Source organism: Pseudomonas rossensis (genome assembly GCF_039888995.1).
Taxonomy (GTDB): Bacteria; Pseudomonadota; Gammaproteobacteria; order Pseudomonadales; family Pseudomonadaceae; genus Aquipseudomonas; species Aquipseudomonas rossensis.
In genome coordinates this window covers 40,564-64,483 of sequence record NZ_JBBWCB010000017.1, presented here as the reverse complement: position 1 = coordinate 64,483, position 23,920 = coordinate 40,564, and the positions used below count along the sequence as shown (strand labels likewise).

Here is a 23,920-nt window from a genome sequence, read left to right as displayed (position 1 = left end):
TCATGTAGGAGCTGCCGCAGGCTGCGATCTTTTGACTTTGCTTCAGCGCAAAATAATCAGATGCCCCAGAACCTTGTGCTGCTCAAACCCCAACACCCCTTGCAACGAACTCAACACCGCTTGCGGATCCTTGCTCGGAAAGCTGCCACTGACCCGCCGCGCCGCGAGTTCATCGTTGAGCAGCACAATCCGTCCCGGGTAATAACGCCCCAGGTCCTCCACCACATCAGCGAGCGTCGCCTTGTAGTAATTGAGCCATCCCTGACGCCACGCCAACTGCGCTTCGCTGTCGACGCTATGGAGTTTTTCCGCCAAGCCATCGCCATAAGCCACCTGCTGGCCAGCGGTGAGAATTTGCTGCGCAGCGTGCTTGTCCGCCGTCACACCAACCCGCCCGGACAACACCGTAACCTGCGCGCCGTGCGGTTGCAGACGCACTTCGAACTGAGTCCCCAGCACCCGCGCCTGGCCTTTTTCAGCGTCCACCACAAACGGATCGCCGGTGTGGGTCACGCTGAAAAATCCAGCGCCGCGCCGCAGCTGAACGTGGCGCTCGCCACGACTGAAATCCACGGCAATTGCACTGTCGGCGTCCAAGGTGACTTGTGACTGATCCGCCAACGTGACGGTGCGAATTTCCCCCGGCGCCGACACATAGTCCGCGCCCAGATCATCGAGCCAGCGCGACGGTTGCCAGCCAGCACCGAAGCCGATCATCAGCACCAGACACGCGGCCATCGCCAACGCACCGGACCAACGCCGAACGCTGGTACGGCGCGAGCGATTCATCGCGTTGAGGTAACCCTGCAAGGCAAACGCGTCTTCATCGGCCAGTGTTCGGGCCGGTGTTTCGGTCAACTCCCACACCACCTGCGCCTGTGCGTAAGCCTCGGCATGGGCGGGATCGGCCTGTAACCAATGACTGAAGGTGGCCTGATCGCCGCTGCTGGGCTGGTCATGCAACAGACTCAGCCAGGCGACGGCCGCCTGCTCCTGAGCGGGCGTCGGGGTGACGCGTTCGGTGTTGTTCACGGTGCTTTCCCTGGCGTGCGCGGTTCGGGTTCCCGCAGGCTGGCCTTGCAAGCCTCGAGGGCGCGCATCATATGTTTTTCCACGGCGCTTTGGGACAAACCCATGGCCTTGGCGATCTCGGCGTATTTGCGCCCGTGAATACGGTTGAGCAAAAAAATCTGCCGCGTGCGCTCAGGCAGCGCGCGCAACGCCGCTTCGACGTGACGCAAGTCGTTGCCCGCCTCCAATGCCGCTTGCGGTTCGCTGCCGTGGCTGTCCGGTTGATCCGGCATCCAGCCCTCGTTGACCCGCACCCGCGTACCTTCGCTGCGCAAATGGTCGATGGCGATGTTGCCGGCGCAGCGCAACAGGTAAGTGCTGAGCTCTTCGACCTGCACCAACGGCCGACGCCAGAAGCGCACGAACAAGTCCTGCACCAGGTCCGCGGCCGTCGCCCGACACCCGACACGGCGGCTCACCAGCGCTTCCATTTGCGAACGCTGGGAAAGGAACACCTGCAGGAAATGCGCACGCGCACCGTGATGTTCATCGTCATGGGATTCCGGTGGACGGGTGATCATCAGGTCAGCCCTTTGCAAACACGGCGACGGGGCTGGCGAGCAGACTCAAACCGGCCAACACCAAGGCCAGGCGCGGGCGATACGGCATCAACAACACCAGCAGCAAAGCGCTGAGCATCAACACCGCAAACCACTCCACCAATCCAAGTCCCCAGCCCGTCGACGACACTGCGGCCCACAGCGATAACGCTAGCAACAGCCAGCCACTGAGCTTCATCCCTTGGCGGCGACGGGCCGAGGGCTTGCGCCCCAACAGTTCGGCGTGATGCCGATCCATCGATAAACAGAGCGCGGTGAAACCGCCGTAGCACAGCAACCAGGCCAGGAACATTCAGTGCGCCTCTTGCTCAAGCATTATCGATTTCGCCCGCGGTCGGATGACGATTCCAGGCTGCCCCGCGCGCTGCATTTTCCACGCAGCCCACGCGAAAAACAGACCACTGCCCAGGCACGTCAGATCGAAACCGGCCATGGCCCAATCACCCTGCATCAGGGTGACGCCCAAGTGATAAGGCGTGGTCAGCGCGTTCAGCAGCGGTACCGCACAGAACAGCAACGCCGCCAGCGCCAACTGTTCGACCCACGCTGCGCGACCACGGCGGACCATGGCGTGCAACACACTCAAACCCCAGACAATGAAGAAGCTGTTCACTTCCCAATCCGCCCGCCCGGCCATCCCGACCGGCAACAATCGATTGGCCCAGAAGAACGCCGCCACCGCGACCATCAACCCCGACATGCTGGCGATGTTCAGGACTTCCACCAGTCGCAACTCAAACGGCATCACACCGCTCTTCGCATGTTTGAGCTGACGCTTGCCGAGCCAGATCACCAGCCCGGTACCGATCATCGCAGTGCCCGCCAAACCACACATGAAGTACAGCCAGCGCAATACCGGACCGGCGAAATGGCCCATGTGCAAGCCATAGAAACTGCCGGCAATCGCCATGGGCAGTGCTTGCTTCGGCGTCGTGCTGAGTAGCTGCCCGGTCACGCCGTTGAATGTCAACGCGCTGCCAAAGTCGTGGACCACTCGGTCGGCGCCGTCACGCGCAAGAATGACCGAGGCATTCGCATCGCCCGGATTGTTCACCGTCAGCCACCCGGTTCGCCCGCCCGACCACTGCTCGCGGGCCCGTTCCAGCAGCGGAGCCAACGGTGCCAACTGGCCCGGTTTGCCTGCCATGTCGGGCGTATTGGACGCCGGAAATACCTCATCGTAAAACGCCTCGACATCACCTTTGTACGAGGCAAGGATGCTCGCCGGCATCACCATCGACATGAAAATCACCAGGCTGCTGTAAGTGATCATCAGATGAAACGGCAACACCAGAACGCCCACCGCGTTGTGCCCGTCGAGCCATGAGCGCTGGCCCTTGCGCGGGCGGAAGGTGAAGAAGTCCTTGAAGATTTTCTTGTGGGTGATGATCCCGCTGATCAGCGCGACGAACATCACCATCGCTGCGATGGTCGACAGCCAGCGACCCCACGGATAGGGCATTTGCAACTGAAAGTGGAAGCGGTAAAAGAACTCGCCACCGCGTGTTTCCCGGCCCTGCACTTCTGTGCCGGTTTGCGGATCGAGGCGTTTTTCGGTGAATTGACCGCGCGTGCCGGGCTTGGCCGGTGCTTGCTGCCACCTCACCGACAGTCCGGGTTCGCGAGCATCCGGTAAATCGATGAGCCATCGCGAGGCACCCGCGGCGTGCTGCTCAAGGTAGTGCTGGGCCAGGGTCAGACTGGCTTCGGAGGACAGCGAACGGGCGGGAATTTCCGGCTGCATCCAGTGGCTGATCTCATCCTTGAAATAGGCGAGCGTGCCGGTCAGGAAAATCGCGAACAGCAGCCAGCCGAAGATCAACCCGGCCCAGGTATGCAGCCAGGCCATGGCCTGTCGAAAGCCCTCTTTCATGAGTGGCCCATCCAGTACGCCAGCCCCGACACCGCCGACAAAACCACGCTCGGCACGATCAATCCGAACCAGGCGTGCCACGCACTGCGACAGGCAAAGCACCAGAGTACGGCGACCAGATACACCAGAAACGAGGTCATCATCCCGGTGACCACCGCTTCGCCGCGAGCCATGGGCAGCCACATCGTCAGGCTGACACTGGCCAATGCCGCGACGAGGTAACCCCCCAGCACAGCGGCCAGCACTCGGGAAGTGACGGCCAGTCGGTAGGAAACGGGGAGCGCGGTGATTTTGCCTTTCATGTTTCGACCTTGAAACGGGTGAAGCCTCGTGAACGTCACGGGGCCAACAAGGCCGCAATATTAATGATAAATATTCTCATATGCAAAAGAGTCCGATGAGATCGTCGATACAGTCGATTGCCGGATACGGGTACCCACCACTACAATGCGAACAATTCTTGTTCCCTAACGTATCCGAATGCGCTCGGAGTGGTCCCGTTGCAGCCAGCCAATACCGTCGAAGTCCTCTATCACGCCCATCACAACTGGCTCACCGGTTGGTTGCGGCGCAAGCTCGGCTGCCCGGACAGCGCTGCGGATTTGGCCCAAGACACCTTCATGCGGGTGCTGACTGCACGGGAAACACCGCAGATCATCGAGCCGCGAGCCTTCCTGACGACGATCGCCAAGCGCGTGCTGTTCAATCATTACCGCCGTCAGGATCTGGAACGTGCCTACCTCGATGCGTTGGCGCAGATGCCGGAAGTCGTGGCGCCGTCAGAGGAAGAACGGGCAATCATCCTGCAAACCCTGATGGAGTTAGACCAGTTGCTCGATGGCCTGCCGCGCCTGGTCAAGCGCGCGTTTCTGCTGGCGCAGGTCGATGGCCTGACTTATCCACAGATCGCCGCCGAGTTGGGGATTTCCATCGCCACGGTCAAACGTCACCTGAACAAAGCGGCCATGCGCTGCTACTTCGCCCTATGAACAATTCAATAAACTCTCCACCGGACTTTTCATCCCAAGTCGCCGAACAGGCGGTGCATTGGTTGATGGAAATGCAGCAAGGGTCGTTGACCCCACGCCAGCAACTCGCCTGGCAGCGATGGCACGATGCGCACAGTGAGCATCAACGGGCCTGGGACCATATCCAGCGGATCAATCAGCGCTTGCGCGGTTTGTCTTCGCCATTGGCCCACGCCGCCCTCAACGCGCCGAAATCCGGCAGTCGTCGTCAGGCGCTGAAGCTGCTGCTGATTCTCGGTGCCGGTTGCGCAGTCACGTGGGGGATGCGCGAGCACACTCCGCTGACTCCGTTGCTGGCCGACTACCGCAGCCCGGTCGGCCAGCGACGCAAGGTGCCGCTCGGTGATGGCAATCAGTTACAGCTCAATACCGCCAGCTCCGTGGATGTGCGCGTCGAAGGTCAGCAACGGCTGATCCGTTTGCTCGAAGGCGAGATGTTGCTCACTGCCGCCCAAGCGTTTCAGGTTCGTACCGCCCAAGGCCTGTTGAAGACTCAAGGCGCGCGTTTGAACGTGCGGCAGTTTGCCGATCACACCCAGGTTGCGGTGTTCGAAGGCAGCGTTGAGTTGACGCCCGACGGTCGTTCACCGCTGATACTGCAAAGCGCCCGACAGTTGAGCTTTGGTGCAAAAGGCATCGGAAATGCTCTGCCCCTGGACGCCAACAGTGGTGCCTGGGTCGACGGCATGCTGGTGGCCGCGCACATGCGCCTCGACGATTTCCTCGACGAGCTCGGTCGCTATCGTCGCGGGCAACTCAATTGCGATGCGAAGGTCGCGGATTTGCTGATCTCCGGGACGTATCCACTGGATGACAGCGAACGGATTCTTGATCTGCTGGAAATCAGCATGCCGGTGAAAGTGAAGCGGTTTACCCGGTATTGGGTGACGGTTGAGGCGAAGGTTTAAACGCCAGATCTTTTGATCTTAAAAAAATAAATGAGCCGTTTTTCAGATCTGGCGTGACAGAGAAGGAAAGCCACCTTGATTCCACCTTCTCAGGATCGTCGTCCATGCAACCCACCCGCCTCACCCCGCTGGCCCGCACCTTGCGCCAACTTTTGCTGGGCGCCAGCCTGAGTTTCGGCGCTGTAGCGCTGGCACACGCCGCTGACGCCAAGCCGTATCACATCGCACCGTCCTCGCTGGAAAACGCCCTCAACCAGTTCGGCCGTGAAGCCAGTTTGCTGATTTCCTTTGGCTCTCAAGTTACCAGCGGCGTACAGAGTCGCGGTCTGGAAGGCAACTACACCCCCGAGCAAGGTTTGAACGCCTTGCTCGAAGGCACCGGCCTGCAAGCCCGCGCCGAGGGCAACAACGCTTTCAGCCTGCAACCGGTGGGCGATACCGCGTTGGAACTGGACACCTCCAAAGTCGTCGGCGACTGGCTCGGCGATGCGGCGCCAATCAACGTCTTCGAGCATCCCGGCGCGCGTGATGTGATCCGCCGCGAAGAGTTCGAACGCCAGGGCGCGACTCAGGCCAAGGACGTGCTCAACCGCATCCCTGGTGTGAATGCGCCGGACAACAACGGCACCGGCAGCCACGACATGGCGCTGAACTTCGGCATTCGTGGGCTCAATCCGCGGCTGGCCTCGCGCTCCACGGTATTGATGGATGGTATCCCGGTGCCTTTCGCACCTTATGGTCAGCCGCAGTTGTCGTTTGCACTGATCAGCATGGGCAACATGGACGCGGTGGACGTGGTGCGTGGCGGCGGTGCCGTACGTTACGGGCCGCAGAACGTCGGCGGCGTGGTCAACTTCGTGACCCGGGCGATTCCCGATGAGCCGACGGTCAAGGGTGGTTTTCAGACCGAAACCAGCCCTTCCTCCAGCCACGACGGGTTCAAGACCACCGGCAACCTGCTGGCCGGCGGCACTGCCGACAACGGTCTGGGCGGTGCGCTGTTGTATTCCGGCACGCGCGGTGGCGACTGGCGAGAACACAGCGACACCGAAATCGACGACCTGATCCTCAAGGGCAAATACCAGCTCGACGACGCCAACAGCTTCAACGCGATGGCCCAGTATTACGAAGGCAAGGCCGACATGCCCGGCGGCCTGAACGTCGCCGATTACGATGCTGACCCTTACCGGTCGACGCGTCCGAAAGACCAGTTCTGGGGCCGTCGGACGATGTTCAACGTCGGTTATCGCTATCAGGAAGATCGCCGCGAATTCACCGCCAACACCTTCTTCACCAAAACCCTGCGCAGCGGCTATCTGGATCAGGGCACCTTCCTGTCGCTGTCGCCGCGCGAGTACTGGGTGCGTGGACTGGAAACCCGTTTCGCCCAGGGCTTCGATCTCGGCGCGACCAGCCATGAAGTCGGCGTCGGCTATCGCTACATCAACGAAGCCGGCCACGAATTGCGCTATCGCACGCCGATCGCCAGCAACGAATACCCGACCACCGACAGCCGCAACGACCGCGACACCCGTGGCGGCACCGAGGCCAATGCGTTCTTCGTCGACGACCGGATCGACATCGGCAAGTGGACCTTCACCCCGGGCATCCGCTACGAGATGATCGAATCGCAACAAACCAACACCCTGACGAACGTGAAGTACAAGGGCGACTACAACACGGCGCTGCCGGCGTTGAACGTGCTCTATCACGTGACCGACACCTGGAACCTCTACGCCAATACCGAAGGCTCGTTCGGTAGCGTGCAATACAGCCAGATGCCTAATCGAGTGACCAGTGGCGAAGTCAAACCGGAGAAGGCGCGTACCTGGGAACTGGGCACCCGTTATGACAACGGTGCGCTACGGGCAGAGATCGGCGCGTTCCTGATCAACTTCGACAACCAGTACGAAAGCAACCAGACCAACGACTCGGTGATCGCCCGTGGCGAAACTCGCCATCAAGGTATCGAAACCAGCGTCAACTATGCCCTCGATGATTTGAGCCCTTCATTGGCCGGTTTCGATGTTTATGCCACTTATGCCTATGTGGACGCGACCATCCGCGAAGACGGGCCGAACAAGGGCAATCGTGTGCCCTTCTCCTCGAAACACAAAGGCACGATTGGCGTGGCTTATACCGAAGGCGCGTGGAAACTGAACCTGGACAGCAGCTATCAGAGCGATCAATTTGCCGACAACGCCAATACCTCGGCTGAAAGCGCTGATGGCAGCACCGGCAAGATTCCTGGGTACGTGCTGTTCAGCAGCCGCGCGGCGTATGACTTCGGGCCGAAGTTGTCGGATTTGAATGTGGCGGTGGGGGTGAAGAACATCTTCAACCATCAGTACTTTACCCGCTCGTTTGATGACAACAACAAGGGTAAGTATGTGGGGGAGCCGAGGACGGTTTATGTGCAGACGTCTGTAGCGTTCTAATCCTGGCCCTGATCGTTCCTCCACTTTGCGTGGGAATGATCAGCCCAAACGAGAACGGGCCTGCATAAGCAGACCCGTTTGTCAGTGGAAAGGTAAAAAATCAATCAGGCTTCAACCGTTTTGCGCAGCCTGTTCGTTCTCGAGAAACTCGTCTTCCAGCAACGCATCGGCAGCGACTCTCTCGAACGGCACCACAGCGGCACGTGGTTTGCCCCGCAGTTTGCCGAACAGGTGCTCAAGTGCATGTTCAAGTTTTTCGGCCGCACCGTCGATCGCCAGTTCCAGGTTTGCGGCTTTATGGGTGACAGAAATCGGTTGGTGGCCTTTTGGCCGCGCTTCCAGCTGACAGCGCATGTCATGGGGACCGGGCTTGTCGCCGTTCTCGTCCCGCAGATGAACCTCGACGCGTGTCAGGTCCTCTTCATAACGTTCGAGCGTGCTCTCAATGGTAGTACGTACCCACTCCTCCAGTCGGATGCTGCTTTGAATATGGTTATCGCTGTTGACTTGGATTTGCATAGTTCATCCCTTATTTCAGCTAGCTCGCGAGAGGCGCATCGGCTGGCCCTTGGGCGTCATCACCGTGACCTCTTACTTACACAATCGGTCTGCTCGCAGAACAATTCAACCCCTAAAAAAAGATAAATTTTCATACGCAGAAAAAGCCGGACAAGGAGCAAAAGCGCTGTTAAGGTCGGGAGTTGGGTCGCCTGACTCTTTTGTCACAATTGCTCACATCTGCCGCTCCGCCAGCGGATGCAGGCTTCGAAAGATCCCCGCTTCCTCCACCAGCCAGTCATGCACCGCACGCACGCCCGGATGGCTCAGCGCCCCCGGCGCATAGAGCAGCACGTAACGCTTGTGATTGGGCACCGCCAGGCCAAACGGCACGATCAACGTCCCCCGCTCCAACTCGTCATTGAGCAACGTTCGCCGCGCAATCGCCACGCCCATCCCGGCAATCGCCGCTTCGATGGTCAGATGATTGCGATTGAAGGTGTGCCCTCGCCGCACGTCCGCACCTTCGAAGCCGATGGCGTTGAGGTAGAACTCCCATTCCGCGTACTCATAACTGCCGCGCCAGGCGGTGATGTCGTGCAGCAACGGGAAATACATCAGGTCCGCCGGGCCATGCAGCGGCGGCCGGCCGCGCAGCAGGCTTGGGGCACAGACCGGGAATATCTGTTCGTCGAGCAAGGTTGTGGATAACAAACCGGGATAGCTGCCGTCATTCAGGTCGATGGCCAAATCGAAGTCACCTTCGTGCAATGGCACGCTGCTGTCCTCGGCCACCAGCCGTAATTGAATGTCCGGGAATCGCTGCTGCAAACGCGGCAACCTTGGGGTCAACCACTTGCTCAGGAACGATGGTATCGAGCGTACCCGCAAAATCCCGCTGATCATTCCCGCGTCCAGTCGTCGCAATTCCGCATCGATGCTGCCGTAAGCCTCGTTGACCGTGATGGCCAGTCGCTGGCCCTCGGCGCTCAGTTCCACACCCCGAGCGCGGCGGTGGAAAAGTCGAAACCCAAGCCGTTCTTCCAGCTGTCGGATTTGCTGACTGACCGCACCCGGCGTGATGTGCAGTTCTTCGGCGCATCGAGTGAACGACAAGTGCCGCGCGGCACAGGAAAACACGTGCAGCCAGACGTAAGTCTGGGCGTGCAATTGGCGACTCATTGTTTAGTCCTGCTAAAGGCTGTCTTAGGAAGTTTCGTTGGTCACGTAGGACCGAGATGGGCAGTATCGCCGACATTGCGCTTGTCCTACAAAAATGGCAGCGATTTCTCTTCCATTGCTTGTATAGGCTTTAGCATGGCTATCAGTGTTTTCGATCTCTTCAAAGTCGGCATCGGTCCGTCCAGTTCCCATACCGTCGGCCCGATGCGCGCCGCCGCGACCTTCGCCCAAGCCCTGATTGACCAACAATTGCTGGCCGACGTACGGCGAGTAGAAATCCGACTTTATGGCTCGCTGTCGGCGACCGGCGTCGGTCACGCCACCGACCGCGCCTGCGTCATGGGCCTGATGGGCGAATGGCCGGACAGCATTGATCCCACGTCCATCGACAGTCGAATCCAGTCTCTGCGCGAAACTGGCGAACTGTCTCTGGCAGGCAAAACCACCATCGCCTTCAACTGGCAACGCGATCTCCTACTGCTCGACGAGAGCCTGCCCTACCACCCCAACGCCATGTCCCTGACAGCCTTTGGCGAAACCGGTGAGCTGTCTGAGCAAACGTACTACTCGATTGGCGGCGGTTTCATCATCGAAGCGGCCGAAGCCGAGTCCGGCATCGCGCCCACCAGCGATGTGGTGCTGCCGTACGATTTTTCCAGCGCCGCCGAACTACTCAAGCTCTGCAACCTGCACGGTCTGCGCGTTTCCGAGTTGATGATGGCCAATGAATTGGCCTGGCGCAGCGAAGCCGAAATCCGCCAGGGCCTACTGCACATTTGGTCCGTGATGCGCGAGTGCGTCGAGCAAGGGCTGCGCCATGAAGGCATCCTGCCCGGCGGTCTGAATGTTCCCCGTCGCGCGGCGAAATTGCACCGCAGCCTGCTGGAAATTGGCAAGCCGAATGTCATCACCTCCACCCTATCGGCCATGGAGTGGGTGAACCTGTTTGCCCTCGCCGTGAACGAGGAAAACGCAGCGGGCGGGCGCATGGTCACGGCGCCGACCAACGGCGCGGCGGGGATCATTCCGGCGGTGCTGCATTACTACATGAAATTCAACCCGGACGCGTCGGACGATGACGTGGTGGCGTTCTTTTTGGGCGCTGCGGCCGTAGGAATCCTCTGCAAGAAAAACGCCTCTATCTCCGGCGCCGAAGTTGGCTGCCAGGGCGAAGTTGGCTCCGCCTGCGCCATGGCCGCCGCCGGGCTGGCGGACGTGCTCGGCGCCACGCCCGAGCAACTGGAAAACGCTGCTGAAATCGGCCTGGAACACAACCTCGGCCTCACCTGTGACCCGGTCGGCGGCCTGGTGCAAGTGCCGTGCATCGAGCGCAACGCCATCGCCGCCGTGAAGGCGATCAACGCTACGCAAATGGCCCTGCGCGGCGACGGCAAACACTTCATTTCCCTGGACCGGGTGATCCGCACCATGCGCGATACCGGCGCCGACATGCATGACAAATACAAAGAGACTTCACGGGGCGGCCTGGCTGTTAGCTGGGTGGAGTGCTGAGGAGCACTCCCTGACCGTCCGCAACACGTGAGCCCGAGCAAGAACAATAACGAGGCCAAACGATGACCGATGTACGTACACCTGCTGCCGATAATCCTGCTGTAGACCTGACACGCAATAGCGAAATAACCCACAAAGGCTGGAGTAAACACGACACCACCTGGATGCTTGGCCTTTATGGCACGGCCATCGGCGCCGGCACGCTATTCCTGCCGATCAACGCCGGCGTAGGCGGTTTCTGGCCGCTGCTGATTCTGGCAGTGCTAGCCTTCCCGATGACCTTCTTCGCCCACCGCGGCCTGACCCGCTTCGTGTTGTCCGGGCGTTCCGGGGACATCACCGAAGTGGTGGAAGAACACTTCGGCATCGGTGCCGGCAAGCTGATCACGCTGCTGTATTTCTTTGCGATCTTCCCGATTCTGCTGGTGTACAGCGTGGCGCTGACCAACACCTTGAGCAGCTTCATGGAGCATCAGTTGCACATCGCCCCGCCGCCACGGGCGATTCTGTCGTTGGTGCTGATCCTCGGTCTGATGGCGATCGTCCGTTGCGGTCAGGGCGTCATCGTCAAATGCATGAGCGTGCTGGTTTACCCGTTTGTCGCGGCGTTGCTGCTGCTCGGTTTGAGCCTGATCCCGAACTGGAACGGAGCGTTCTTCGCCACCGCCAGTGAAGGCATGCCGATGCCACTGTTCTTCAAGACGTTGTGGCTGGCAATCCCGGTAATGGTGTTTTCGTTCAACCATTCGCCGATCATCTCCGCCTTCTCCGTCGATCAGAAACAGCGTTACGGCGAACAGGCCGAACGCAAAAGCAGCGGCATCCTCGCCATCGCCCACGCGATGATGGTGGTGACGGTGATGTTCTTCTGCTTCAGCTGCGTGCTGGCCCTGTCCCCGGCTGACTTGGCGGCGGCCAAGGCGCAGAACATCTCGATCCTGTCGTACCTGGCCAACCACTTCCAGACGCCGGTCATCGCATACGCTGCGCCGCTGATTGCGCTGGTGGCGATCACCAAGTCGTTCCTCGGCCATTACATCGGCGCCAGCGAAGGCTTTCAGGGCCTGATCGTGAAAAGCCTGCGCGGCCGTGGCCGGGTGATGTCAGCCAGTTGGCTGAACCGCGTGACCGCGCTGTTCATGATCCTCAGCTGCTGGGCCGTGGCGACCTTCAACCCGAGCATCCTCGGCATGATCGAAACCCTCGGCGGGCCGATCATCGCGTGCCTGTTGTTCCTGATGCCGATGTACGCCATCCGCCGCGTGCCGGCCTTGCGCCAGTACTCCGGGAAGGCCTCGAATGTGTTCGTGGTGCTGATCGGTTTGATTGCACTGTCTGCGATCATCTACTCATTCATGCCCTGAAACGGGGAGGCAAAAAGAAGGCGGGCCACAGAGCCCGCCTCTTTTTTGCCGTGTCTATTGTTCGACAATTTTTCCGGCATGCCCCTTGCTATGCCTATGTAGGAGCTGCCGAAAGCTGCGATCTTTTGATCTGTAGCGCCTTCAAGGGCGCCAAAAATCAAAAGATCGCAGCCTTCGGCAGCTCCTACGCGATACGGAAAAAAGTAATGAACATGGAATGCCGGCGGTCTGGTGTTGCGAACTAATCCCGATCACGGCGGGTCAACAACTGCACGTTCAATCAGGCGGTGACGCATCATGGACAACCCCTTTCAGCTCATTACCGATGCCTTTGCAGCGGATTATCAGATCAACCTGAGCATTCAGGGCCTGGATGGCAGCATCATGCTGACCCTGTCCAACAGCGGTCACGTGGTCGCCAAACGGATGATCAGCGCCGAACAACGCAATGACCCCCAGCGCCTCAAACGCCTGGTGCAAAGCATTCAATTCGGCATTGCTATCGAACAGGGCCACAGCGCCGTGGCCATCCTTGAAGCCATGACCGACGGCGACAATCACAACCTGCCGCCGCCACGCGTCAAGGGCCACAGCCGACCAGCCATGCGGCTTTAAATCTCGCCCTTCTCGACTTCGGGATGCTCACCGGAACCCGCACCGATCTTGCGCTGCGGGTGTTCGATCTTCACCGAAGGGAATTGCGACGAAGCGTAACGCACCACCAGAATCGCAAACGCCAGCAGCAGAATCCCGCCGCACAGGTAGATGATGCCGATATCTGGCGGATTGTGGTGCGAGACGTTGGAGATCAGCAGCCGCGTCAGCGCAGTGATCGCCACGTAGATCAGGAAACGCACCGGCATGTGGTTGGTCTTGAAGTAAATCCCGACCATCGCCCCCAGTTCCAGGTAGATGAACAGCAGCAAGATGTCATCGATCTTGATGTGCCCTTCTTCGATCATCCCCAGAAATTCCATCACCGCCGCCCACGCGGTGACTGCACCGATGGCGAACAGCGCCAGGTAGTGGAAGGTCTCGACGAACAGGTTGCCCAGAGACTCGGCCAGTTGGTGCACGTTCTGCCGCAGGTTCTCGGCCCAGTTGATTTTCACGATGATTCTTCCTTAGCTCGGTTCGAGCGGATGATGCGGGTTTGACGTGACGGTTGTTCTGCATGCAGAAAAAAGGCCAGAGGCTGTTTGGTGAGATGGCGATGGGCTGCTACTGGACACTTTTGTGCTGGATTCGAGGGCCTCATCGCGAGCAAGCTCGGCTCCCACAGGTTTTGCGCAGACCACCTGATTTCGGTCTACATTAAAAAGCCACTACCCAAAGCGCAGGGATTCGCTTATCCTTTTCGCTGTATATAAATACAGTAGTCGAATAAGACAACTTAATGTGAAGGCATGTGAGGTGGTGAATGGCCGTCGAAGTGGTATACCGCAGCAGCCGAGATCTGGAGCGCTTGTTCATGGATAAAGCCGAAGCTGACCGTCATGACAAAATGCTCGAACTGGCCGAGTTGCTGGCTGAAGTGTTGCAAAAAGCCGTTCCGTCCCTGACCGAGCAGCAAGTGGAAGAAGCCGGGATCTACATGGCGAAGAACCGCGATGTGTTCGCCAAGGCGTTCAAGAGCCAGCCGGACGCGTTGTCCGAATTGCTCAATGCGCCTGCTGAAGTCGTTGAAAAGGCTGCCCCCGTTGAGGCGCCTGCACCTGTTGAAGTCGCTGAGCCGACCAAGCCAGCTAAAGCCCCCAAGGCTGCCAAGTAAGCAACGCCCGAATTGAATAGGCCCTGAGTCAAATGACTCAGGGCCTTTTTCATGCCTGCGAAAAACCTAAGCTTCGGGTTGTTCCAGCGCCTCGACCAGGGCCTTGAAGAAGCGTGCCGCCTCGCCGCCCGTCACCACGCGGTGATCGAAGGTCAGGGACAGCGGCAGGACCGGATGCACCACCACCGCGCCATCGACCGCCACCGGTTCGTCACGGATCGCTCCAGCGGCGAGGATCGCCACTTGCGGCGGCACCACCACCGGGTTGGCGTAGCGGCCGAACAAGGTGCCGAAATTCGACAACGTAAGGGTCGCCCCCATCATTTCCTTGGGCGGAATCGATCGCGCCTGAACATCGGCCCTTAATCGCATGACGCCTTCCTTCAAGTCAGCCGGGGTGCGGTGACCGACATCGCGCAGCACTGGCACGAACAAGCCGTCCGGGGTGTCGACGGCGATGCCCAGATCGAGCCGTTCGTGTTGTTTGAGCGACAGGCTTTTGCCATCGAAGGCACTGTTGAGCACCGGCTCCACGGCGCACGCGGCCGCCATCGCCTTGGCCAGGCGAATCAGCGGTTCGCGGGCCTGACCCCAGCGATGCAGGTCGGCGTCACCGAAAATCGTCACCGGCACGACTTCGGCGTGGGACCGGGCCATGTTCAGCGCCATGCTGCGCCGCACACCGCGCAACCGTTCACCGCCGAAGCGATCCAGTTCAGTTTGAGCCGCGTTTTCTACATCCGTACGGGTGATCAGCCCCTCGTGGCCAGAGCCCGTCAACCCACTCAACTCCACGCCGAGTTGCCGAGCCAGTTGCCGCACGGCCGGCGTGGCGCGAGTCGCCAGGTGCTCTCGGGTCGAGGGGGCAGCCCCGATGAAAAACGAGTCCTCCTGACTGCTGCCGCCACCTTCGAGTCGCCCCACTACGGTGCCCGCATCGGCTTCGCCTTCGTAACCGAGCAAGGGTTCACCGACGTGAATGATGTCGCCCTCGCCGCCATGAAGTTTCGCCACCACGCCGTCATAGGGTGCAGGGATATCCACTAGCGCCTTGGCGGTTTCCACCGACACCAGCAGTTGATCGGCCTTGACGGTATCGCCAACGTTGACGTGCCAGCGGACGATTTCCGCCTCCTGCAAACCCTCGCCCAGATCCGGCAGTTTGAAATATTTCATCGCAGCCTCCTTGGGTTCAGGAAATGTGCAGTACGTTGTCGCAAGCCTGAAGAATGTCCTCGACGTTAGGCATGTAAAGCGACTCCAGTCGATACAGCGGTGGCGGAATGTCCGGCGCAGTGACTCGCTGGATCGGTGCCTGCAATTCCAGCAACACCCGCTCGTAAAGACTGGCGGCGATTTCTGCACCGACGCCACAGGAGCGCGGCGCCTCGTGGACGATCACACAGCGACCGGTCTTGCGCACCGAAGCTTCCAGGGTGTCGAGGTCCAGCGGCTTGATACTTGCGACATCGATTACTTCCGCCGAGACGCCCCGCTCGGCCAATGCGGTGGCGGCTTGCAGGGTTTCCAGCACACTGGCGCCCCAGCTGATCAACGTGATGTCGCTGCCTTCGCGCAGGGTGAAACAGCTGTCCAGCGGCAGGCGCTTGCCATCGTCCAGCAGAGGTTGCGGGTTCATGCGATAGAGCCGGGTCGGTTCGAGAAACACCACCGGGTCCGGGTCATCGATGGCCGCCAGCAACAAGCCATAGGCCCGGGCCGGCGATGACGGAATCACCACCCGCAAACCCGGAATGTGTGCGAACAGTGCTTCAGTGCTTTCGCTGTGATGTTCTGGCGCCCGAATCCCCGCGCCCATCGGTGTGCGCATGACCATCGGGCAAGTGATCCGCCCTCGAGTGCGATTACGCATGCGACTGGCGTGGGACACCAGGTGCTCCATGGCCGCGTAGATGAAGCCCATGAACTGGATTTCCACCACCGGTTTCAGGCCCTGCGCGGCCATGCCGACCACCAGTCCGCCGAGCATGGTTTCGGCCAGCGGCGAGTCAATAACCCGCTTGAAGCCGAAGCTGTCGCGCAGCCCTTGAGTCGCGCGAAACACGCCGCCGTTCACCCCGACGTCTTCACCGAGGACGATGACGTTTTCGTCTTCGCTCATGGCCCGATGCAGCGCCAGGTTCACCGCTTCCAGCAACGTGACTTTGCCGTTACTCATGGCTCGAATCTCCCGCGCGACGCGCCGCCCTTTCGAGCAACTCTTCACGCTGGCTGGCGAGAGACTCCGGCCATTGGGCGTAGACGTGATCCATGACCGATTCGGGCGCCTGAGTCCCCGCCGCTTCGAAGTTATCCACAGCACGCTGCACCAAGCCTTGGCATTCGCTGATCAGCGCCTGCTCGCGGCCTTCGTCCCACACGCCCTGGTCGACCATGAAACGTTGCAGGCGTTTGATCGGTTCTTCGAGCCAGGCCTGCTTGACCTCGTCCGCCGGCCGGTAGCGCGTGGCATCGTCAGCGGTGGTGTGGTCGCCGAGGCGATAGCTCAGGCATTCCAGCAACACTGGGCCTTTACCGTGACGCGCCCTTTCGAGGGCCACGTGTACTCGGTCGTAAACCGCGAGCATGTCATTGCCGTCGACCTGCTCACCGTGGAACCCGGCACCGATCGCTTTCTGTGCCAGGGTCGGGGCGCCGCACTGAATCCGTCGTGGCACCGAGATCGCCCATTGGTTGTTATTGACCACGAACACCACTGGCAACTGCCAGGCACCGGCGACGTTGAGGGCTTCGAGGAAATCACCCTTGCTGGTGGCGCCGTCGCCGCAGGTGGTGACGGCGACCCGATGTTCGCCGCGGATTTTGAATGCACTGGCAACGCCGCAGGCATGCAAGGCCTGGGTGGCAATCGGCACACAGATCGGAAAGTCCTGGGCCGCCGCCGGTTCGGCAAAGTCGCTGCCGCGCTCGTCACCGCCCCAGTACAGGAGGATTTCTTCCATGCGCACCCCGCGCATCAACTGCACGGCGGTGTCACGGTAATACGGAATCAGCACGTCTTCGGCGTGCATCACGCTGCCGACGGCGACGCCAATGGCTTCCTGGCCCAACGTCGGCGCATAAGTGCCGATGCGCCCAGTGCGTTGCAGGGCGACGGCTTTCTGATCGAAAAGGCGGGTCAGGACCATCTGCCGATAAAGGCGCGTCAGCAAATTGAAATCGTCGGCCCAGGCAGGAAGTTCGCCGAGCAATTGGCCGTCAGGGGATAAAAATCGGGTGTAAGGCAGCTCAACCTTGTGAGGCATCACAGGGGCTCCTGGCACGCCGCGTCAGCGTGCGTCAGTCAAGCTTGACGCTTGTGGCGCCAGCCTTGGGAGCAAGTCTGCCGGATAGGCCCTCACTCCTTCATCGGTTCAACCTCATCGATACAGCACTTTCTCCGCCAACTCGTCAGCCACTCGGGCCGGCGAGCGTTTTTCCGCTTGGGCATGGGCGAAGACTTCGGTCAGCCGGGAGCTGATTTTCGACAGGTGTGCGGTGATGGTCGTGAGATCTTCGCCGCGGTGTTTGAGCGAAACGTAGATCAGCCCGCCGGAATTGATCACATAGTCCGGCGCATACAGAATGCCCCGCCGCTCAAGTTGATCGGCGACTTCCAGATGGGTCAGTTGGTTGTTCGCCGAGCCGGCCACCGCCGCGCAGCGCAATTGCGTCACGCTGTGGCTGTTGAGCACGCCACCGAGGCCGCAGGGCGCGAGAATGTCGCAAGGGGTGCTGAGCAGCGCGTCGTTGGCGATCGGGTGAGCGCCGAGTTGCTCCATCGCCAGTTGGACTTTACCGTGATCGATGTCACTGACCAGCAGCTCGGCACCGGCGGCGTGCAGTTGTTCGGCGAGGGCATAGCCAACGTTGCCGAGCCCTTGTATCGCCACTCGCAGGCCTTCGAGGTTATCGCTGCCCAGCCGGGCCATGGCGGTGGCACGAATACCGGTGAACACGCCCATCGCCGCGTGCGGTGCAGGGTCGCCCGCCGAGGTGGTGCTGGTGACGTGTTGGGTTTGTTGGGCGATGCAATCCATGTCCGCCACCGAGGTGCCACTGTCGATGGCGGTGATGTAGCGGCCGTCGAGCTGATTGATGCAACGCCCGAAGGCTTCGAATAGCGCGGCGCGGTTTTCCACATGGACCGGGCGAACAATCACCGCCACGCCGCCGCCCTGAGCCAGGCCGGCCAGCGCCGCCTTGTAACTCATGCCTTGGGCGAGGCGCACCGCATCCTCGACGGCGGACTCGTCGCTCGGATAGGCAAGGTAACGACACCCGCCGAGGGCAGGACCCAGACGGCTGTTATGAATGGCAATGACCGCCTTCAACCCGGTGACCGAGTCGACGCTCAGATGCAGGGATTCAAGGCGAGTGCTTTGCATGAGAGCGAACATCGTAGGGCTCCCGAATCACTTCTTGTAGTCGCCAGTATAGGCTTGCGCCCGAAAATTGCAGAAGCGCACCGGAATAAGCGACGCCGCCATGCAGACTTTCGGACATAACCTGCAACCGCCTATGTTCGGCACTGGACGAATGACGGAGACGGGGCTAAAACGAGGCATTACCCGGAGATTTTGATGACCCCCCGCCAATGTTTCTTCGACTGTCTGCAACGTTCACCGCCCGCGCTGTTCGAGGCGGCGCTATGGATTGCCGCCGAACACGACAGTGAGGTAAATCCCGAAGCGGTGCTGAACGATTTCAAGGACCTGCAACAACGGGTCAGTTATGGCTTGCCGATGTTGCCGGTGAGCGAGTTGGCCCAGCCGTTGTTACGGCGTATGAATGACCTGGGATTCGCTCAGGACGACTCCACGCCATTGCGTCCGCAAGTCGCGCTGGTCAATAAAGTGCTGGAACGCAGGCGCGGGCAGCCGCTGAGCCTGGGATTGGTTGCCCTGGAACTGGCCAAAGGCCTGGAAATCCCCATGGTCGGGGTCAACTTCCCCGGGCATTTCCTGCTACGGGTACCGGGCGCCGATCACCTGCTCGACCCATGCGGCGGACGTCGGTTGTACCCCAACGATTGCCGGGAACTGCTGCAACGCCAGTACGGCCCGAACATGCAGCTCAGCGCCGAGCATTTGCTCACCGCCGAGCCAGTGCAAATGCTGCAGCGGCTGTCGCGCAACCTGCGTCAGTTACACCTTTCTAACGATGACTACATCGGCGCCCTGATTGACGCAGAACGTGTGCTGGAACTGGGCAACGCCAGCGCCTCCGACTACCTGGCCCGGGCCAGCCTCTATCAACGGCTGGATTGCCCGAACGCCGAGCGCTTTGACCTGGAGCATGCCCTGCTGCTTAGTGACGACCCGATTCAGCGGATTCGCCTGACTGAACGATTAGGGCACCTGCCGCCTAACTCCATCGTCCATTAAAAGCAAAAGATCGCAGCCTTCGGCAGCTCCTACAGGGTGTACACCATCCCAATGTAGGAGCTGCCGAAGGCTGCGATCTTTTGATCTTGTTTCTGACTTAAGGAGTGTCTGGCTGGTTCGCCGGATGCGCCTTGATGAACGCCGGATGCGTCGCCGCCAACGCCGCCACTCGACGAATCCGCGGATACGCCTCAAGTGAAATGCTGAAGCGCTCGGCCGCGTACAGCTGCGCAATCAGGTAAACATCCGCCAGCCCAGGCGTCGGACCAAAGCAATAACCCTCATCGCCGATCAACTGCTCCACGGTCGCCAATCCTTGGCTGATCCAGTGCCCGATCCACTCCACCACTTGCGGTTCATCGTGCCCTAACTGCCGCAGCTTGTTGAGCACGCTGACGTTGTGCAGCGGATGCACGTCGCAGCCGATCACCGCTGCCACACCACGCTCATGGGCGCGAGCGGAGAGGTCTTTGGAGAGCAGCGGCACCTGTGGATAACGTTCCTCCAGGTATTCAATGATCGCCGGCGACTGGATCAGCAGTTCGCCTTCGTCAGTGCGCAAGGCCGGCACTCGGCCTTGCGGATTAATGCTCAGATACGGCGGCTGTCGATGTTCGCCACCTGGCGGCGCGATCAGGTTGATCGGCAGCGCCTGGTAATCCAGCCCCTTGAGCGTCAACGCAATGCGCACCCGATAGGACGATGTCGAACGGTAGTAGGTATAGAGTTCCATGACCCGATCCTCTTAGCGCGCCGGCAGCACTTTGCCGCGGCATTCGCCGAAACCGATGGAGGCAAAACCCTCGCGGTTGCAACGGGCACGCAGGATGATTTCGTCGCCGTCCTCAAGGAATTTACGTACCTCACCCGATGCCAGTTCGATCGGCTTTTTACCGCCCTCGGTGATTTCCAGCAGGCTGCCGAACTGACCGTTCTCAGGCCCCGACAACGTGCCCGAACCGAACAGGTCGCCGGCCTGCAACTGGCAGCCGTTGACGCTGTGGTGCGCGACCATTTGTGCCACGGTCCAGTACATGTGCTGGGTGTTGCTGAGGGTCAGGCGATGGGCCGGCAGTTTTTGCTCGCGCAGGCCTTCGGTGAGCAGCAGCACTTCCAGTTCGATGTCGAAGGCGCCCGCCGCTTGATCACGCTTGTCGAACAGGTACGGCAGCGGCTGCGGATCGCCTTCCGGACGTGCCGGTTGAGCACGACGGAACGGCTCCAGCGCTTCGGCAGTCACCACCCACGGCGAGATGCTGGTGATAAAGCTTTTCGACAGGAATGGCCCCAGCGGCTGGTATTCCCAGGCCTGGATGTCCCGCGCCGACCAGTCGTTGAGCAGGCAGAAACCGGCGATGTGATCGGCGGCGTCACCGATGGCGATCGAGTCGCCCATTTCATTGCCTTGGCCGATCCAGATGCCCAGCTCCAGTTCGTAGTCCAGACGTGCGCACGGGCCAAAAGTCGGTTCGGTCTGACCGGCCGGCAAGGTCTGGCCTTTCGGACGGCGAACGTCGGTGCCGGACGGGCGAATGGTCGAGGCGCGGCCGTGGTAGCCGATCGGCACGTACTTGTAGTTCGGCAGCAACGGGTTGTCGGGACGGAACAGTTTGCCGACATTTTGCGCGTGCTCAATGCCGACGTAGAAGTCGGTGTAGTCGTTGATTTTCGCTGGCAGGTGCATCTCGCAATTCGCCGCCAGTGGCAGCAATTTTGCACCTTGGGCTTCGATCTTGCCGTGCAGGGTACTGCCTTCTTTGAACAGTTCCAGCAGGCGTTCGCGCAGGGCAATGCGAGCTTCACGACCCAGTTCAAAGAACGCATTCAACTGGCCGCCACGGGTGGCTTCAACTGCAGTTTTTGCGACGCCATCGAACAGCCCGGCGTCCAGTGCAGCTTCCAGATCAAAGATATGTTCGCCAATGGCCACGCCACTGCGTGGTGCCGAACCCTTCACGCTGAACACGCCCAGCGGCAGGTTCTGCAGAGGGAAATCAGCATGGCCGTTGGCGGAGGCAACCCAGCTACGAGTGATGGTTGTCTGAGTCATGGGTTATCTCCGGGTCGGGTCGAAAGTGGCGGGCAGCGTGGCCCAGCAGGCATCGTAGTTGTTTTGCAGTTGCGGGCAATCCAGCGCGAAACGGCTCGGGCGCAGCACCTGGCTGGTCTCGAACATGAAGGCCATGGTGTTGTCGATTTTCGCTGGCGCGAGTTCGGCGTTGATCGCCTTGGTGCAGGTTTCGCCATCCGGCCCGTGGGCGCTCATGCAACTGTGCAAGGACGCACCGCCGGGCACAAAGCCTTCGGCCTTGGCGTCGTACTCGCCCTTGATCAGGCCCATGAATTCGTTCATCAGGTTGCGGTGGAACCACGGCGGACGGAAGGTTTTCTCGGCGACCATCCAGCGTGGCGGGAAGATCACGAAGTCCAGATTGGCCAGACCGTGGACGCTGGTCGGCGACGTCAGGACGGTAAAGATCGACGGATCCGGGTGGTCGAAACTGACCGTGCCGATGGTGTTGAAACGGCGCAGGTCATATTTGTACGGCACGTTATTGCCGTGCCAGGCGACCACGTTCAGCGGCGAATGATCGAGCTCGCAGCCCCACAACTGGCCGAGGAACTTCTGCACCAGCGTGGTCGGTTGTTTGAGGTTTTCGTAATGCGCGACCGGGGTCAGGAAGTCCCGGGCATTGGCCAGACCATTGCTGCCAATCGGCCCGAGGTCCGGCAGACGCAGCGGCGCACCGTGGTTTTCGGCGATGTAGCCGCGGGCTTGCGGGTCGAGCAGTTCGACACGAAATTTCAGACCGCGTGGCAGCACGGCGATTTCCAGTGGCTCCAGTTCCAGCACGCCCAACTCGGTCGCAATGCGCAGACGTCCCAGCTCCGGTACCAGCAGCAGTTCGCCATCGGCGTTGAAAAACACGCGCTCCATCGAGCGGTTGGCGCGGTAACTGTAGATGCTGATCCCGGCCGGTTTTTCCGCGCCCGAGTTGGCGGCCATGCTCACCAGCCCGTCGATGAAATCGGTTGGCTCGGTCGGGATGTCCAGCGGATTCCAGCGCAGGCGATTGGGGGTCACTTCACCCAACGGGCCGCCGGCCAGTTGCCGATCCAGTTTGACGAACGCCGGGTGATTGGCCGACGGCTGAATGCGATACATCCAGGTGCGCCGCGCTTCACTGCGGGCCATGGTGAACGCCGTGCCGGAGAACAGTTCGGTGTAGAGACCGTAAGGGGCTTTTTGCGGGGAGTTCTGGCCGACGGGCAGTGCGCCGGGCAACGCTTCGCTGCTGAATTCGTTGCCGAAGCCGGACTGATAAACCAGCGCTGGCGCCGTTGAATCGAGGTTCATGGAGCCTCCTGAACAGGGAGTAGGCATGGCCCGTCGCTCCATTGAAGAGGTCTCGGCACGCCTGGGTTATTTTTATCGTAATTCGATTACGCTTAACGTAATTTGATTGGTATTGACCGTCAAGCTATAAAGACGCCCATTCGTCCCGGGATCAGACCGCCTCCATGGAAACGCCGCGCAGCAACGATAAACAGAAAGTCCGCTCGGCCGAGGTCGGCACCGACATCCTCAAGGCCTTGGCCGAGTTATCGCCATCGACTTCACTGTCGCGCCTGGCCGAACACGTGCAGATGCCGGCGAGCAAGGTTCACCGCTATTTGCAGGCGTTGATTGCCAGCGGTTTTGCTGAACAGAATGCTGCCACCAACCATTACGGTCTGGGCCGCGAAGCCTTGCGTGTCGGACTCGCCGCACTGAACAGTATGGACGTACTGAAAGTCGGCGCCCTGCCCTTGGCCGAGTTGCGTGACGATCTGAATGAAACCTGCTTTTTAGCGGTGTGGGGCAATCAGGGCGCGACGGTGGTGCACATCGAACCGGCGGTGCGCGCGGTGACGGTGGTGACGCAGTTGGGTTCGGTGTTGCCGTTACTCAGTTCGTCCACAGGGCTGGTGTTCGGCGCCTATCTGCCGAAGCGTGAAACCCTGGACTTGCGTGAGCAGGAACTGCAGAGCGTGTCGACCCATGCGCTGGCGGATGATCAGGCCTATAAGGCGTTGTGCGAACAGATCCGCGAACGCGGTCTGCATCATGTGCATGGTTTGCTGATGCCGGGGGTCGATGCTTTGTCGGCGCCGGTATTCAATGCGGTCGGACAGATCGCCGCAGTGCTGACCATTGTCGGCCCGGCGTCGTTGTTTCACGCCGACGAAAACGGCCCGGCAGCACAGCGCTTGCTGGCGGCGACCCGGGCCGTGAGCTGGCGGATGGGGTATCAGCCGATCCAGGATTCATCGACATGAGATTTGTG

The 23,920-nt window shown here is 60.5% G+C and carries 23 protein-coding genes and 1 pseudogene; 9 read left to right on the top strand and 15 right to left on the bottom strand.

Going from position 1 to position 23,920, the window contains the following annotated elements:
- Positions 1 to 42: 42 nt before the first annotated feature.
- Genes WLY71_RS07475 through WLY71_RS07455 form a run of 5 tightly spaced genes read right to left on the bottom strand, consistent with a single transcriptional unit; the run spans position 43 to position 3,806 of the window.
- Entirely contained in the window at positions 43 to 1,032 is a 990-nt protein-coding gene (locus WLY71_RS07475) for a FecR family protein (RefSeq protein ID WP_347803055.1), read from the bottom strand.
- On the bottom strand, positions 1,029 to 1,592 hold the full coding sequence (locus WLY71_RS07470) for an RNA polymerase sigma factor (protein ID WP_129438339.1): 564 nt from the start codon (positions 1,590 to 1,592) through the stop codon (positions 1,029 to 1,031). Before WLY71_RS07470 ends, WLY71_RS07475 begins: the two co-directional genes overlap by 4 nt.
- A 4-nt stretch (positions 1,593 to 1,596) precedes the next feature.
- Positions 1,597 to 1,923: a DUF3325 domain-containing protein gene (locus WLY71_RS07465; RefSeq protein WP_129438341.1), complete on the bottom strand. Its 327-nt coding sequence runs from the start codon at positions 1,921 to 1,923 to the stop codon at positions 1,597 to 1,599.
- On the bottom strand, positions 1,924 to 3,504 hold the full coding sequence (locus WLY71_RS07460) for a PepSY-associated TM helix domain-containing protein (protein ID WP_347803054.1): 1,581 nt from the start codon (positions 3,502 to 3,504) through the stop codon (positions 1,924 to 1,926). It lies immediately after the preceding gene.
- Positions 3,501 to 3,806: a DUF3649 domain-containing protein gene (locus WLY71_RS07455; RefSeq protein ID WP_347803053.1), complete on the bottom strand. Its 306-nt coding sequence runs from the start codon at positions 3,804 to 3,806 to the stop codon at positions 3,501 to 3,503. Before WLY71_RS07455 ends, WLY71_RS07460 begins: the two co-directional genes overlap by 4 nt.
- Positions 3,807 to 4,004: 198 nt before the next feature.
- Here WLY71_RS07455 and WLY71_RS07450 point away from each other — a divergent pair, with 198 nt between their 5' ends.
- The 3 genes from WLY71_RS07450 (at position 4,005) to fecA (ending at position 7,878) form a co-directional block, all read left to right on the top strand.
- Positions 4,005 to 4,493, top strand: a complete 489-nt coding sequence (locus WLY71_RS07450) for a sigma-70 family RNA polymerase sigma factor (protein WP_008150611.1) — start codon at positions 4,005 to 4,007, stop codon at positions 4,491 to 4,493.
- A gap of 8 nt (positions 4,494 to 4,501) precedes the next feature.
- On the top strand, positions 4,502 to 5,440 hold the full coding sequence (locus tag WLY71_RS07445) for a FecR domain-containing protein (RefSeq protein WP_347803056.1): 939 nt from the start codon (positions 4,502 to 4,504) through the stop codon (positions 5,438 to 5,440).
- Between the two features lie 104 nt (positions 5,441 to 5,544).
- The gene (gene fecA, locus WLY71_RS07440; RefSeq protein ID WP_347803052.1) at positions 5,545 to 7,878 is read left to right on the top strand and encodes a TonB-dependent Fe(3+) dicitrate receptor FecA; all 2,334 of its coding nucleotides are present in this window, start codon (positions 5,545 to 5,547) and stop codon (positions 7,876 to 7,878) included.
- Positions 7,879 to 7,989: 111 nt separating this feature from the next.
- Here fecA and WLY71_RS07435 read toward each other — a convergent pair whose 3' ends face one another.
- Positions 7,990 to 8,397 carry an HPF/RaiA family ribosome-associated protein gene (locus WLY71_RS07435; protein ID WP_008150614.1) on the bottom strand — a complete coding sequence of 136 codons (408 nt, stop codon included), beginning with the start codon at positions 8,395 to 8,397 and terminating at the stop codon, positions 7,990 to 7,992.
- Positions 8,398 to 8,610: 213 nt separating this feature from the next.
- Positions 8,611 to 9,558, bottom strand: a complete 948-nt coding sequence (locus WLY71_RS07430) for a LysR substrate-binding domain-containing protein (RefSeq protein WP_347803051.1) — start codon at positions 9,556 to 9,558, stop codon at positions 8,611 to 8,613.
- 135 nt (positions 9,559 to 9,693) lie between these two features.
- Here WLY71_RS07430 and WLY71_RS07425 point away from each other — a divergent pair, with 135 nt between their 5' ends.
- The 3 genes from WLY71_RS07425 to WLY71_RS07415 all read left to right on the top strand — a co-directional run bounded on the left by WLY71_RS07425 (position 9,694) and on the right by WLY71_RS07415 (position 13,049).
- Entirely contained in the window at positions 9,694 to 11,070 is a 1,377-nt protein-coding gene (locus WLY71_RS07425) for an L-serine ammonia-lyase (RefSeq protein WP_347803050.1), read from the top strand.
- A 62-nt stretch (positions 11,071 to 11,132) separates the two neighbouring features.
- Positions 11,133 to 12,434, top strand: a complete 1,302-nt coding sequence (locus WLY71_RS07420; RefSeq protein ID WP_347803049.1) for a serine/threonine transporter — start codon at positions 11,133 to 11,135, stop codon at positions 12,432 to 12,434.
- A 297-nt stretch (positions 12,435 to 12,731) separates the two neighbouring features.
- Positions 12,732 to 13,049: a DUF3509 domain-containing protein gene (locus tag WLY71_RS07415; RefSeq protein WP_008150633.1), complete on the top strand. Its 318-nt coding sequence runs from the start codon at positions 12,732 to 12,734 to the stop codon at positions 13,047 to 13,049.
- On the opposite strand, the gene WLY71_RS07410 is transcribed toward WLY71_RS07415, so the two are convergent.
- Complete coding sequence (locus tag WLY71_RS07410; RefSeq protein WP_283183010.1) at positions 13,046 to 13,546, bottom strand: phosphate-starvation-inducible protein PsiE; 501 nt, start codon at positions 13,544 to 13,546, stop codon at positions 13,046 to 13,048. The two genes, WLY71_RS07415 and WLY71_RS07410, sit on opposite strands and share 4 nt — an antisense overlap.
- 308 nt (positions 13,547 to 13,854) lie before the next feature.
- Here WLY71_RS07410 and WLY71_RS07405 point away from each other — a divergent pair.
- Positions 13,855 to 14,109, top strand: a pseudogene (locus WLY71_RS07405) (YebG family protein); the annotation flags it as partial.
- A gap of 162 nt (positions 14,110 to 14,271) precedes the next feature.
- On the opposite strand, the gene WLY71_RS07400 reads toward WLY71_RS07405, so the two are convergent.
- The 4 genes from WLY71_RS07400 to WLY71_RS07385 form a co-directional block, all read right to left on the bottom strand.
- Positions 14,272 to 15,381 (bottom strand): dihydrolipoamide acetyltransferase family protein, encoded by a 1,110-nt coding sequence (locus WLY71_RS07400; RefSeq protein ID WP_347803048.1) that lies wholly within the window; start codon positions 15,379 to 15,381, stop codon positions 14,272 to 14,274.
- A 16-nt stretch (positions 15,382 to 15,397) separates the two neighbouring features.
- Positions 15,398 to 16,384, bottom strand: coding sequence for an alpha-ketoacid dehydrogenase subunit beta (locus WLY71_RS07395; protein ID WP_347803047.1), 987 nt, complete (start codon positions 16,382 to 16,384; stop codon positions 15,398 to 15,400).
- The gene (pdhA, locus tag WLY71_RS07390; protein WP_425589916.1) at positions 16,377 to 17,471 is read right to left on the bottom strand and encodes a pyruvate dehydrogenase (acetyl-transferring) E1 component subunit alpha; all 1,095 of its coding nucleotides are present in this window, start codon (positions 17,469 to 17,471) and stop codon (positions 16,377 to 16,379) included. Before pdhA ends, WLY71_RS07395 begins: the two co-directional genes overlap by 8 nt.
- 114 nt (positions 17,472 to 17,585) lie before the next feature.
- Entirely contained in the window at positions 17,586 to 18,605 is a 1,020-nt protein-coding gene (locus WLY71_RS07385; protein WP_347803045.1) for a Glu/Leu/Phe/Val dehydrogenase family protein, read from the bottom strand.
- A gap of 183 nt (positions 18,606 to 18,788) precedes the next feature.
- Here WLY71_RS07385 and WLY71_RS07380 point away from each other — a divergent pair, with 183 nt between their 5' ends.
- Complete coding sequence (locus WLY71_RS07380; protein ID WP_347803044.1) at positions 18,789 to 19,592, top strand: SirB1 family protein; 804 nt, start codon at positions 18,789 to 18,791, stop codon at positions 19,590 to 19,592.
- Between the two features lie 97 nt (positions 19,593 to 19,689).
- Here WLY71_RS07380 and maiA read toward each other — a convergent pair whose 3' ends face one another.
- Genes maiA through hmgA form a run of 3 tightly spaced genes read right to left on the bottom strand, consistent with a single transcriptional unit; the run spans position 19,690 to position 22,950 of the window.
- On the bottom strand, positions 19,690 to 20,325 hold the full coding sequence (gene maiA / locus WLY71_RS07375; RefSeq protein WP_347803043.1) for a maleylacetoacetate isomerase: 636 nt from the start codon (positions 20,323 to 20,325) through the stop codon (positions 19,690 to 19,692).
- A 12-nt stretch (positions 20,326 to 20,337) separates the two neighbouring features.
- Complete coding sequence (gene fahA, locus WLY71_RS07370) at positions 20,338 to 21,642, bottom strand: fumarylacetoacetase (RefSeq protein ID WP_347803042.1); 1,305 nt, start codon at positions 21,640 to 21,642, stop codon at positions 20,338 to 20,340.
- Between the two features lie 3 nt (positions 21,643 to 21,645).
- Positions 21,646 to 22,950: a homogentisate 1,2-dioxygenase gene (gene hmgA, locus WLY71_RS07365; protein WP_347803041.1), complete on the bottom strand. Its 1,305-nt coding sequence runs from the start codon at positions 22,948 to 22,950 to the stop codon at positions 21,646 to 21,648.
- Positions 22,951 to 23,114: 164 nt separating this feature from the next.
- On the opposite strand from hmgA, the gene WLY71_RS07360 reads away from it, so the two are divergent.
- A complete protein-coding gene (locus WLY71_RS07360) occupies positions 23,115 to 23,912 on the top strand; it encodes an IclR family transcriptional regulator (protein WP_347803040.1) in 798 nt (265 codons plus the stop codon).
- The last annotated feature ends 8 nt before the right edge of the window (positions 23,913 to 23,920 follow it).